The 12,473-nt window shown below is 63.6% G+C and carries 10 protein-coding genes; 1 reads left to right on the top strand and 9 read right to left on the bottom strand.

Translation table 11 applies throughout. From position 1 onward, the window contains the following. Positions 1 to 223: 223 nt before the first annotated feature. Complete coding sequence (locus tag ACIP1G_RS14225) at positions 224 to 1,504, bottom strand: aspartate aminotransferase family protein (protein WP_400737919.1); 1,281 nt, start codon at positions 1,502 to 1,504, stop codon at positions 224 to 226. 210 nt (positions 1,505 to 1,714) lie between these two features. On the opposite strand from ACIP1G_RS14225, the gene ACIP1G_RS14230 reads away from it, so the two are divergent. Then, complete coding sequence (locus ACIP1G_RS14230) at positions 1,715 to 2,638, top strand: LysR family transcriptional regulator (protein ID WP_400737922.1); 924 nt, start codon at positions 1,715 to 1,717, stop codon at positions 2,636 to 2,638. A 360-nt stretch (positions 2,639 to 2,998) separates the two neighbouring features. Here the strand turns inward: ACIP1G_RS14230 and ACIP1G_RS14235 are convergent, their stop codons facing one another. From ACIP1G_RS14235 to bioF, 8 genes are all read right to left on the bottom strand, one after another. Then, positions 2,999 to 4,777 carry an acyl-CoA dehydrogenase C-terminal domain-containing protein gene (locus tag ACIP1G_RS14235; RefSeq protein ID WP_400737925.1) on the bottom strand — a complete coding sequence of 593 codons (1,779 nt, stop codon included), beginning with the start codon at positions 4,775 to 4,777 and terminating at the stop codon, positions 2,999 to 3,001. A gap of 124 nt (positions 4,778 to 4,901) precedes the next feature. Continuing rightward, entirely contained in the window at positions 4,902 to 6,185 is a 1,284-nt protein-coding gene (locus ACIP1G_RS14240) for a diguanylate cyclase (protein WP_400737927.1), read from the bottom strand. Between the two features lie 284 nt (positions 6,186 to 6,469). Next, positions 6,470 to 8,275, bottom strand: a complete 1,806-nt coding sequence (locus ACIP1G_RS14245) for a phenylacyl-CoA dehydrogenase (protein ID WP_400737930.1) — start codon at positions 8,273 to 8,275, stop codon at positions 6,470 to 6,472. A gap of 290 nt (positions 8,276 to 8,565) precedes the next feature. Next, positions 8,566 to 8,862, bottom strand: a complete 297-nt coding sequence (locus ACIP1G_RS14250; RefSeq protein ID WP_400737932.1) for a pyrroloquinoline quinone biosynthesis protein PqqE — start codon at positions 8,860 to 8,862, stop codon at positions 8,566 to 8,568. Positions 8,863 to 9,074: 212 nt separating this feature from the next. Beyond that, entirely contained in the window at positions 9,075 to 9,755 is a 681-nt protein-coding gene (gene bioD / locus ACIP1G_RS14255; protein WP_400737935.1) for a dethiobiotin synthase, read from the bottom strand. A gap of 10 nt (positions 9,756 to 9,765) precedes the next feature. Next, a complete protein-coding gene (gene bioC, locus ACIP1G_RS14260; RefSeq protein WP_400737938.1) occupies positions 9,766 to 10,584 on the bottom strand; it encodes a malonyl-ACP O-methyltransferase BioC in 819 nt (272 codons plus the stop codon). After that, the gene (locus ACIP1G_RS14265; protein WP_400737941.1) at positions 10,577 to 11,308 is read right to left on the bottom strand and encodes an alpha/beta fold hydrolase; all 732 of its coding nucleotides are present in this window, start codon (positions 11,306 to 11,308) and stop codon (positions 10,577 to 10,579) included. The genes bioC and ACIP1G_RS14265 overlap by 8 nt, the downstream gene beginning before the upstream one ends. Continuing rightward, positions 11,301 to 12,473 (bottom strand): 8-amino-7-oxononanoate synthase, encoded by a 1,173-nt coding sequence (gene bioF / locus ACIP1G_RS14270; protein WP_400737943.1) that lies wholly within the window; start codon positions 12,471 to 12,473, stop codon positions 11,301 to 11,303. Before bioF ends, ACIP1G_RS14265 begins: the two co-directional genes overlap by 8 nt.

Consider the following 12,473-nt stretch of genomic DNA (forward strand, 5'->3'; position numbering starts at 1 on the left):
TCACAGGCGTGACTGGCCCGAAACAGATGTAGGAGCAGCCTTGTGCTGCGAAGCGCCGCGCGGGCGGCGCTCGATCTCAAAGGCGATAAAAATGTTATGCCAAGCACCTCTCAGCCGAGATGCTTTATCTGATCCGGCAAAAAAAACGCCCCGGGCCGAATGAAACAGGCCAGGGGCGATGCGCAGGAACGCCAGACGGTTCGTAGAATTCTTCAGCAGGCCACTAAGCCGGCATTTCGCGACGGGCCTGCTGCTGGGCATGCAGGCGGGCAAAGGCGCGCGCCAGGCGCAGCAGCATTTCGTCAATGTTGCCCTTGCTCACGGTCAATGCCGGCGAAAAACGCACCACATCCGCTTGCGGCGCGTTGAGCAACAGGCCTTCGTGCAGGGCCGCGGCCACCAGTTCGCGGGCCAGGTTTTCTTTCAGTTGCAGCGCCCACAGCAGGCCTTGCCCGCGTACTTCGCCCTGGCCATAACGCCCGGCCAGGCGGCTCAGGCCTTCGCGCAGGTGGCGGCCGTGGTCCTGCACCTGGGCAAAAAAGCCAGGCTCCAGCACGGTATCCAGCACGGCCAGGCCAGCGGCGCACATCAGCGCATTGCCGTGGTGGCTGCCTTCCAGTTCGCCAGGCTCGGCGCAGCATGCCGTGCCCCGGGCCAGCAAGGCTGCCAGCGGCACGCCACCGCCCAGGCCCTTGCCCAGGGTGATGATGTCGGCACGCACGCCATAGGTCTCTTCGGCCAACAGCGCACCACAACGGCCAATACCGGTCTGCACTTCATCGAGGATCAGCAGGATGCCCAGCTCGCGGCACAGCGTTTCCACGCCCTTGAGGTATTCCTGGGTGGCCGGGATCACCCCTGCCTCGCCCTGGATCGGCTCAAGCATGATCGCCACGGTGCGCGAGTCCACCTCGGCGTGCAGGGCCGCCAAGTCATTGAACGGCACTTTGCTGAAACCCGGCAGGCCAGGTTCGCAGCGGTTGCACGGCAGCGGGTCGGAAGCCGACAGCGCCCCCAGGCTGCGGCCGTGGCAGGCCTGGCTGGCGGTGATGATGTGATAGGCGCCGTTGCGGTGCAGCTGGCCCCACTTGCGTGCCAGCTTGATCGCGCCTTCGCAGGCTTCGGCACCGCTGTTGAGCAAGTAGGCCTGGTCGCTGCCGGTGCTCTGGCACAGGCGGTTGACCAACCCCAGCAGGCCACGGCTGTGGAAGCCCGCGCCCGGGTTGATCAGCGCCTGGGCCTGGTTGCCCAGCGCTTTCACCAGCACGCTGGGGCTGTGGCCTAAGCTGTTGACCGCGCCGCCCTGAGTAAAATCCAGGTAGGCATGCCCTTCGCTGTCCCATAACCAGGAGCCCTGACCACGCACGAATACCTGCGCTGCGCGTTCGGCGCTGGGCATCAGGCGATCACGCGACAGCTCGGCGGCTGGCGGCACGATCACCGGCGCGCGCTTGGGCTCAGCGGCCGCAGCAGGCGCCGAGCGGCGCAGGTTGAACAGGTTCATCAGGGCTCCAGCCAATCACGGTAAAGGGCGGCCACGGTGCGATCTTTATGCCAGCACTCGTTATTTTGCCTTGCCTATCAAAAGTGTTTTTCATCCGGGGTAACAATCGACCAATTCATCGCTGTAACCCGTTGGAATACGGCGATAGACTAGGCCTCGCAAGGGTTTTCGACCATTTCGTTTTTCCAGCATTTTCGATAAGTGTTACTTATGGATTTCCGCCAACTGCGTTATTTCGTCGCGGTGTATGAAGAAGGCCATGTGGGCCGCGCCGCCGAGCGCCTGTCGCTGTCCCAGCCAGCGCTTTCCCAACAGATCCGCCAACTGGAACACAGCCTCGACCTGAGCCTGTTCGAACGCAGCAACAAGCGCCTGCTGCCGACCCTGGCTGCCCATACCCTGTACAACCATGCCTTGCCGTTGCTCGACGGCCTGCAGCGTGCCCATGAGGCCATGCGCAATTTCAAGGGCCAGTCGCTGCGCACCTTGGCTATCGGCGTGTTGCAGACCGTGCGCCCGAGCCTGGTGCCGCAGTTGCTCGAACGGCTGCGCAAGGCACAGCCGCACCTTGTGGTGCAGATCTACGAGTTGTCGGGGCTGGAGATCGAACGGCGCCTGCTCAACGGCAGCCTGGACATCGGCATCAGCTACCTGCCGCCACGCCAGCCTGGGCTGCATGGCCTGCTGCTGTATGAAGATGAACTGCAGTTGGTCATCCCCGATACCCACCCGCTGAAGGACTTCAAGAAGGTTTCCATCCGCCAGGCTGCCGAGTTGCCCATGCTGATGCTTGGCGAAGAGTTCCAGATCCGCCAGATCTGGCAGGCGCTACTGGCCAGCCAGGGCCGGCGGCCGCAGGTGCAGGCAGAGATGAACAACATGGCGGGGATTCTCGACAGCCTGGCGCATACGGCGCTGGCAACCATTTTGCCCGGGCGGGCCAAGGAGGCGGCGGAGGATGACCAGGGCCTGCTGTGGAAGCCGTTGAGCGAGCCGCGGGTGCCGTTGAAGGTCGGCCTGGTGTTCCGCGATGCCCAGCGCCAGCAGGCCTCTGTAGAGCTGCTGCGCACGCTGCTGGAAGAAGAAACGGACGCCCGCTTGCTGGGGGCATCACCGCTGGACGTGCTGGCCTGAAAAACATGCGCACAAAGAAAACCCCGCCGAAGCGGGGTTTCCCAGACTGTTTCCCTGTGACATCCGTATCGCCCCACCGTCCTGGCAGGTGGTCCTTCGTTGTCATCCTTGATCTGTCCTTTGCGCTTCCTGCGCAACGTCCATGTGGTAAAGATTAACCGTGGATCCAATCTGAGAACAGTGGTGAAAAGTCACCACGTCGTGTAGGAAAAAGCTTACACAGGGAATTGGGGCCGCCTTGCGGCCCATCGCGACACAAGGCCGCTCCTACAGGGGACCGCATCACCCTTACGGCTTGCGCTGTACCTGTGTAGGAGCGGCCTTGTGTCGCGATGGGCTGCAAAGCAGCCCCAAAAAATGTCAGAACTGCTCAGCATCCAGCAGGTACAACGACTCACTCCCCGCCTTCACCGAAGCCACCAGCGAGTCCACCCGCGGCAGCAACCGCGCAAAGTAGAAACGCGCTGTCCCCAATTTGCCCGAGTAGAACGCCGCATCCCCCTCACCCGCCTGCGCCGCCCGGGCCATCAGTGCCCACATGTAGCCATAGGCGACATAACCAAAGGCATGCAGGTACTCGACCGACGCCGCGCCGATCTCATTCGGGTTGCCCTTGGCCTGCTGCAGCACCCACTCGGTCAGCCCGTCGAGCTGGTCGAGCGAAGCCGCCAGAGGCTTGGCAAACTCCTCCAGCTCGCTACCCGCGCTGGCAATGAACTGGCGAATTTCGTCGGAGAACAACGTGTAGTACGCCCCACCGCTGGCCACCACCTTGCGCCCCATCAGGTCGAGGGCCTGGATACCGTTGGTGCCTTCGTAGATCTGGGTAATGCGCACATCACGCACCAACTGCTCCTGCCCCCACTCACGGATGTAGCCATGCCCGCCAAACACCTGCTGGCCGTGCACCGTGCACTCCAGGCCAAGGTCGGTGAGGAACGCCTTGGCTACCGGGGTCAGCAGCGCTACCAACTCTTCGCTACGCTTGCGCACGCTGGCGTCTTCGCTGTACTTGGCACTGTCCAGCTGCATGGCCACGTAGGTGGAGAACGCACGGCCACCCTCGATCAGCGCCTTCATGGTCAACAGCATGCGGCGCACATCCGGGTGGACGATGATCGGGTCGGCGGCCTTGTCCTTGGCTTGCGGGCCGGTCGGGGCGCGGCTCTGCAGACGATCGCGGGCGTATTCCACCGCATTCTGGTAAGAGCGCTCGGCCGAGGCCAGGCCCTGGATACCAACCCCCAGGCGCTCGTAGTTCATCATGGTGAACATTGCCGCCAGGCCCTTGTTCGGCTCACCCACGATGTAGCCGACGGCTTCGTCGAAGTTCATGACACAGGTGGCCGAAGCCTGGATGCCCATCTTGTGCTCGATCGAGCCGCAGGTGGCCGGGTTGCGTGCGCCGAGACTGCCGTCTTCATTGACCAGGAACTTCGGCACCAGGAACAGCGAAATGCCTTTCGGCCCCGCCGGTGCGTCCGGCAGCTTGGCCAGCACCAGGTGGATGATGTTCTCGGTCAGATCGTGCTCGCCACCGGTGATGAAGATCTTGGTGCCGCTTACCTTGTAGCTGCCGTCGGCCAGGGGCTCGGCCTTGGTGCGGATAATGCCCAGGTCGGTACCGGCATGCGGCTCGGTCAGGCACATGGAGCCGGCCCACACGCCGGCGTACATGTTCGGCAGGTACTTTTCCTTCAGCGCTTCACTGGCGTGGGCGTTGATCGACAGGCAGGCGCCGGCCGTCAGCATCGGGTACAGGCCGAAGGACAGGCTGGAGGCATTGACCATTTCCTCGACCTGGGCCGAGATGACCTTGGGCATGCCCATGCCGCCGAACTGCGGGTCGCCGCCCACACCTACCCAGCCGCCTTCGGCGTAGGTGTTGTAGGCCTCGATGAAGCCGGCCGGTGTGCGTACCGCGCCACTGTCCCAGTGGCAGCCCTCTTCATCGGCAGCGCGGCTGAGCGGTGCGATGGTCTTGGCGGTAACCTTGCCGGCTTCCTCCAGCACAGCCATGGCCGTGTCGGCGTCGACAACCTCGGCCAGCGCGGGCAACTGTGCCCACTGCTCGGCCACGTTGAAGACTTCATTCAGTACGAAGCGCATGTCGCGCAGGGGCGCTTTATAGTCAGCCATGACAACCTCTCGCTAGTCGGGTCGGGGCGGTCTCGGGGAACCGCGACACTGGGGTTGCTTGCAGTGTAACCGAACAACTTTTACGAGACATAGGGTCATCACTAGACCGCCAAGTCTGTTTCGGTCACGCCGTACGCACTGCCCCACGCTGCGATTGTTGCCCATGCACCATGACACAATTGCGCCCCGCGCCTTTGGCGCTGTACAGCGCCTGGTCGGCGGATTTCAGCACCGCATCGGGGTTGCGATGATCGACCTGGCGCTCGGCCACGCCGATGCTGATGGTGACCGATACCGTGCCGCCGCTGCTGCCCGCCCGGCGCTGGCGCCCGGCGGTATCATCCTGCGGGCGGTTGTCCGGGTCGCGCAGGCGCATCACGTAGTTGGCAATCATTTCACGTACGGCTTCCACATGCGGCACACATTCCTCGGCGGTCTTGCCAGCGAACACCAAGGCAAACTCCTCGCCGCCATAACGGTAGGCCCGGCCACCGCCGGAGACCTTGGACAAGCGGCTGGCGACCAGGCGCAGCACCTGGTCGCCCACGTCATGGCCATGGGTGTCGTTGAATTTCTTGAAATGGTCGACATCAGTCATGGCAATCACATAGTTGCGCCCCAGGCGCTGCATGCGCTCGTTCAGCGCACGGCGCCCCGGCAAGCCGGTCAGTTCGTCGCGGAAGGCCATCTGGTAGGCTTCGTGCGCTACTGCTGCGGCAATCATCAGCATCACCTGGCTGCACATGATGTTCAGGGTGAACGGCAGGATGAATGTTTGCGGCAGCATCCAGAAAATCCCCAGCAGGCCGATCAGCTGCGCCGCGTGCAACGGCCGTGGTGCGCGCAGGTACTGCACCACCAGCAGGATGAACACCCCGAGGAACAGCGGGTAGACCATCTGGATCAGGCTCATCCACTGGCCATGCAAGGCCGGCCAGCGGATCTCCGCCAGCCAGGTCAGTAACGCCTCGGGGTAGCTTTGTTCGAGGCCTATTGCCACGCTGCCCACGGCGAACAGCACGGCGCCGCGGGCGACCAGGTCCTGCAGCAGGTGGGTGCGCTCCTGCCAGGCGCCGTACAGGCCGAACAGGGCCGGCAGCAACAGGCAAACCAGGTGGAAGGTCACTGCCGCGTCCTCGCGCACGCGGCCGTTATCACGATAGAAGTCGGTCTGGGTATCGAGCAGGAAGTAGGCGATATACACCGTGAGCATCAGGAACAGCTCACGCTGGCGGCGGTACACGGCGCAATAGGCGCCGCCCAGCAGCAGGACCAAGGTAGGCAACACGTTGAACAACGATGTGAAAAAGACACTGAGGTCTCTCACGTAGGCCGCAGCGAGCCCTGCCAGTAACAAGAACAACGATGGCAGGAAGTGGCTTGCGCGAACAGCGTTAAAACGAAACAAGGGTAATCTCCAACCCGGCAGATCAATGATGGCATTGTGCCCTTACTTCATCGGCAGTGCACATGAACAGTTGAATTTGCGGTTGGATAAAGGAAATTCCTGCCTGCGTGCGATCCTTGTAGGAGCGGCTTTAGCCGCGAAGAATGCGACGCGGTGCATGGCACCGGCTTAGCCGGTGTTCGCGGGTGAACCCGCTCCTACATGGAATTGTGTCGCATGCAGAAACCTCAATAAAAAACCCGCCTGCCGGTGAGGGCAGGCGGGTTTTGGCTACAGCGTTCGAATCAGTAAGACAGGCCGAAGTTTTCCTCGTCCATCGCCATCAAGTTGTTGGCACCCGAGAGCATGGTCGCCACATGGGTACGGGTACGCGGCAGGATACGCTGGAAGTAGAAGCGCGCAGTCTGCAGCTTGGCGGTGTAGAACGCCTCTTCACTGGTGCCGGCTGCCAGCTTCTCGACCGCCAGGCGGGCGATGTCGGCCCAGAAGTAGGCCAGGCAGGCGTAGCCGGAATACATCAGGTAATCGACCGAGGCCGCACCCACTTCTTCACGGTCCTTCATGGCAGCCATGCCCACTTTCATGGTCAGCTCGCCCCACTCCTTGTTGATGGCCGCCAACGGCTCGACGAATTCCTTGACCGCGTCGTTGCCTTCCTGGGCCTGGCAGAACTTGTGCACGATCTTGGTGAAGCCCTTGAGTGCTTCGCCCTGGGTCATCAGCACTTTGCGGCCCAACAGGTCCAGGGCCTGGATGCCGGTGGTGCCTTCGTACAGCATGGAGATACGGCTGTCGCGCACGTTCTGCTCCATACCCCATTCGGCGATGAAGCCGTGGCCGCCGTAGATCTGCACACCGTGGTTGGCGGCTTCGAAGCCGACTTCGGTCATGAACGCCTTGGCGATCGGGGTCAGGAACGCCAGCAGGGCGTCGGCCTTCTTGCGCTCTTCTTCGTCCTGGCTGTACTTGACGATATCCACCTGCTTGGCGGTGAAGTACACCATCGCGCGGTTGCCTTCGGCGAAGGCCTTCATGGTCAGCAGCATGCGACGTACGTCCGGGTGGACGATGATTGGGTCGGCAGCCTTGTCCGGTGCTTTCGGGCCGGTCAGGGAGCGCATCTGCAGGCGCTCGCGGGCGTATTTCAGGCCGCCCTGGAAGGCCACCTCGGCGTGGGCCAGGCCTTGCAGCGCGGTACCCAGGCGAGCGGTGTTCATGAAGGTGAACATGCAGTTCAGGCCTTTGTTGGCCGGGCCGATCAGGTAGCCGGTCGCTGCGTCGAAGTTCATTACGCAGGTGGCGTTGCCGTGGATGCCCATCTTGTGCTCGATGGAGCCGCAGCTCACGCCGTTGCGCTCGCCCACACCGCCTTCGGTGTTGGGCAGGAACTTCGGCACGATGAACAGCGAAATACCCTTGGTGCCGGCCGGTGCATCGGGCAGGCGGGCCAGGACGATATGGACGATGTTATCGGCCATGTCGTGCTCACCGGCCGAAATGAAGATCTTGGTGCCCGACACTTTGTAGCTGCCGTCGGCCTGTGGCTCGGCCTTGGTGCGCAGCATGCCCAGGTCAGTACCGCAGTGTGGCTCGGTCAGGCACATGGTGCCGGTCCACTCGCCGGACACCAGCTTGGTCAGGTAGGTGTGCTGCTGCTCGGCAGTGCCGTGCGCCGAGATGGTGTTCATCGCGCCATGCGACAGGCCTGGGTACATGCCCCACGACCAGTTCGAACCACCGACCATTTCGCTCAGGGCCAGGCCCAGCGACTCTGGCAGGCCCTGGCCGCCGTGCTCGACGTCATGCGCCAGGCTTGGCCAGCCGCCTTCGACGAACTGCTCGTAAGCCGCCTTGAAGCCGGTCGGGGTCTTCACGCCCGCTTCGCTCCAGGTGCAGCCTTCCTGGTCACCCACTCGGTTCAGCGGCGACAGCACCTGCTCACAGAACTTCGCGCCCTCTTCAAGGATCGCGTCGACCATGTCGGGCGTAGCGTCCTGGCAGCCCGGCAGGCTCTGATAGTGCGCCTCATAACCGAGCAGTTCGTCGCGAACGAAGCGGATATCACGCAAGGGGGCTTTGTAGTCAGGCATTGCGATGAACCTCTGTGTGAGTTCTGGGGAGTGAGCAGCGCTTGGCGGCCGCTTATCAAACACTTGTTTGAAACTTACGTTTAGCTCCGACTTATGTCAAGGAGGTACTATAGTGCCATTTACGCCACGAAAAATGGCAAAACAGCCAAGGCATGACACAAACCGTTGTAGGAGCGGGTTTACCCGCGAAGAGGCCAGCCCTGAAAACAATGTTGTCCGGGCTGACGCATTCGCGGGTGAACCCGCTCCTACAACAGGGCAGGCGTTGAAATAGGGGAATACGCGAGGGATCAGGCGTAGGTATCGATGATCCGGCCGAGCATTTCGTCGGATGCCTTGACCACTTTCGCGCCAAGCTCGACTTCGGTTTTGCCCACCGCCTGTTGCACGATACTGGTGGCCAGGTCCATCTGCTGGCTGCGGTCGACCGCGCGCAGGCGTTCAGCCTGAAAATCGCTGGACTGGCTGGTGGCGGTACGTTCGGCGCTGGTGTTGGCGATCTGGCCGGCGGCCTGATCGACGCGGTACTGGCCGGTCTGGATTGCGCTCAGGCCCGCGTAGTAGGCGGAGCTACCGGTGATTTCCATGTCAGGACTCCATTGACGCTGGATAACAAACAAGCCCAATTAAAGCAGCCCAGGGGTGAAAAGGCCCGTTTAAATCCCTAATGGCTTGGTGCCAGTTGATAGGCCTTGGGTATTCCTGGGCCGGCCTCTTCGCGGGTGAACCCGCTCCTACAACGGTACGCGTTCCCTTGTAGGAGCGGGTTTACCCGCGAAGAGGCCGGACCTGCAAACCACTAATCCAGCAAATCCAGCTGCAAATGCTCAGCCACCATGTCGGCACTGGCCTGCTTGAGCTTGGGCACCCGCCCCAGGCATGGCGCGGGCAAGCGCTCGGCCAGGCTGGCCAGGTTCTCTTCCAGCCTTGAGGTACGTGGCTCAATGATATTCGCCACCCATCCCGCCAACTGCAACCCATCCCGCTCGATCGCCTCAGCGCTGAGCAAGGCATGGCTGATACAACCCAGGCGCACCCCCACCACCAGAATCACTGGCAACTGCAAAGCCACAGCCAGGTCAGACAGGTTTTCCAGGCCCGCCAACGGCACGCGCCAGCCACCAGCCCCCTCGATCAAGGTGAAATCAGCGTTCTGTTGCAGCACGTTGTGCATTGCCGCCAGCAGCTCGGGCACGGCCAGCGTGACCCCCGCCTCGCGCGCCGCTACATGCGGTGCAATGGCAGGTTCGAAGGCAAACGGATTAACCTGTTCATAAGGCAACTTGATCGTGCTTTCATCGATCAACGCCTGGGCGTCACTGTTGCGCAGCCCTTTCGGCGTCATTGTGCAACCGGAGGCCACCGGCTTGGCGCCCAGCGTGCTCATGCCCTGCGAGCGCGCCGCATGCAAAAGCCCGGCGGCGATGGTGGTCTTGCCGACATCGGTATCGGTACCGGCAATGAAATAGGCCTGGCTCATTTCGCTCCCCTTACGCCTGTGGCTTGCGCAACACACCATAGACCACCTGATAGGTGGCTGGCAGCCCCTCGGGCTGGCGAAATGCCTCATAGGCTTGCAACAGGCCCTGCATGCGGGCCCGGCCGGTAAGGCCGGAAGGGCGGCCAGGGTTCAGGTTGTGTGCGCCCAAAGCCTTCAGCTCGTGGGTCAGGCTGCGGACATCCGGGTAGTGCAGCACGTGCGGGCAACGCTGCAGCTGTAGCTGCTCGAAGCCACTGGCGGCACACAGGCGCTGGTAGTCCTCAAAGCGGCGGAAGCGGTTCACATGCACCAGGCCATCCACCGCCTGCCAACTGGCACGCAGTTCGTCGAGGGTGCCTACGCACAGGCTGCTGAAGGCCAGCACACCGCCCGGTCGCAACACCCGCTGTGCCTCGGCCAGCACGCTGGCGAACTGGTCGCACCATTGCACGGCCAGGCTGGTGAACACCAGGTCGACGCTGGCATCACGCAGCGGCAAACGCTCGGCGTCGCCGGCTACGTGGTACTGCGCCCCACCCTGTTCGTTGCGGGCATGGCGCAGCATGCCTTCGGCGATGTCCACCGCCACACCACTGGCCTTGGCGAAACGCTCGGCCAGGATGCGGCTGAAATGACCAGTACCGCTGCCCAGGTCCAGCCAGCGCGACGGCTGCAGGCCTGCCGGCAACTGCTCCAGCAAGCTCACACCCACCGCGCGCTGCAAGGCCGCCACACTGTCGTAGCTGGCTGCGGCGCGGGAGAACGAGGCCGCCACCTGGCGTTTGTCGGGTAATGCGCCGGGCAGGGTCGGATGGGAAAGGTCAGTCATCGCCACTCTCATGCAGGAAACTCTTGATGCCCGCCGCCAGCTCCTGCGGGTACTCCAGCAGGAACGCGTGGGAACTGTCTTCGACCAGGCCTACTTCAACATCGGGCAGCAACTCGCTCAGCGCCTTTGCCGCCTCTGCCGGCACCAGCGCATCGCTGCCGGCGAACAGGTGCAGTTGCGGGCCGTCATAGGCCTGCAGTGCTGCGCGGGTGTCGAGCTGGGCCAAAACCTCAAGGCCGGTGGCCAGGTACAGCGGGTCGGTGTCTGGTACCCCGACAGCCAGCTGGCGCAGCAAGGTACGCGGTTGCAGGGCGCCATCGCTGCACAGGCTGCGGAAGCGCTTGAGGGTGTGCTGGGTATGGCTGCGGCAGCCGTCGAGGAAGGTGCCAAAGGTGTCTTCGGCCATGCCATGCGGCCAGTCCGCGCGGGCGACGAAACAGGGGTTGCTGGCCAGGGTCAGCAGGCCACAGCAGTGGTCGCCACGCTTGTGCGCCAGTGCGCTGGCGAGCATGCCCCCCAACGACCAGCCGCCCAGCCAGGCATCGTCCGGCAGCTTGCGGTCGAGGTGGTCAAGCCAGGCGTCAACGTCGCTATGGGGCAATTCCGGCAGGGGCATCAGCTCTACCTGCAAGCGGGCATCCTGGGCACGCAGGCTGGCCGCCAGCGGCTCGAGGGAAGCAGTGCCCAGGCCCCAGCCGGGCAGCAGTACAAGGCGATTACGCATCGGCGTTCTCCAACTGTGGATAACACTCGGCCAATGCATTCAACAATAGCTGCACCTGCGCCGCGCTGTGTGCGGCGCTCAAGGTCACCCGCAGGCGTGCGCTGCCAGCCGGCACGGTGGGTGGGCGTATAGCTGTGACCAGCAAGCCACGCTCGCGCAGCATGCGTGACAGGCGCAGGGCCTGTGCACTGTCGCCGATGACGATCGGCTGGATCGGCGTCGGGCTGTCCATCAACTCCAGCCCGATCTGCTGCGCACCTTCGCGGAACTGGCGGATCAACGCCGCCAGGTGCTCGCGTCGCCAGGTTTCACGGCGCAGCAGTTCCAGGCTCTTGAGCGTGGCGCAGGCCAGCGCCGGTGGCTGGCTGGTGGTGTAGATGTACGGGCGGGCGAACTGCACCAGCGCCTCGATCAGCTCTTCGCAGCCGGCAACAAAGGCACCGGAAGTACCGCATGCCTTGCCCAGCGTGCCGATCAGCACCGGCACATCATCCATGCCCAGGCCAAAGTGCTCGACGATGCCGCCACCCTGGGCGCCCAGGGTGCCCAGGCCATGGGCGTCGTCGACCATCAGCCAGGCACCACGGGCACGGGCGACATCGGCCAGCGCCGGCAGGTCGGCCAGGTCGCCGTCCATGCTGAACACACCGTCGGTCACCACCAGGGTATTGCCGACCGCCTTTTCCAGGCGGCTGGCCAGGCTGGCCGGGTCGTTGTGCAGGTAACGGTTGAAGCGGGCACCACTGAGCAGCCCGCCATCCAGCAGCGAGGCGTGGTTAAGGCGGTCTTGCAGCACGGTGTCGCCCTGCCCTACCAGCGCGGTGATGGCGCCCAGGTTGGCCATGTAGCCGGTGGAGAACAACAGCGCACGCGGGCGGCCGGTGAGTTCGGCCAGTGCCTCTTCCACCTGGTGGTGCGGCGTGCTGTGGCCAATCACCAGGTGCGAGGCGCCACCACCGACACCCCAGCGCTCGGCACCAGCCTGCCAGGCGGCGATCACCTCGGGGTGGTTGGCCAGGCCCAGGTAGTCATTGCTGCAGAAGGCCAGCAAGCGCTGGCCGTCGACCACCACTTCCGGCCCCTGCGGGCTTTCCAACAGTGGCCGCTGCCGATACAGGTCTGCGGCGCGCCGTTCGGCCAGGCGCGCCGCCAGGTCGAAGGCCAT

This window comes from Pseudomonas sp. NPDC089392 (assembly GCF_044749595.1).
Taxonomy (GTDB): domain Bacteria; phylum Pseudomonadota; class Gammaproteobacteria; order Pseudomonadales; family Pseudomonadaceae; genus Aquipseudomonas.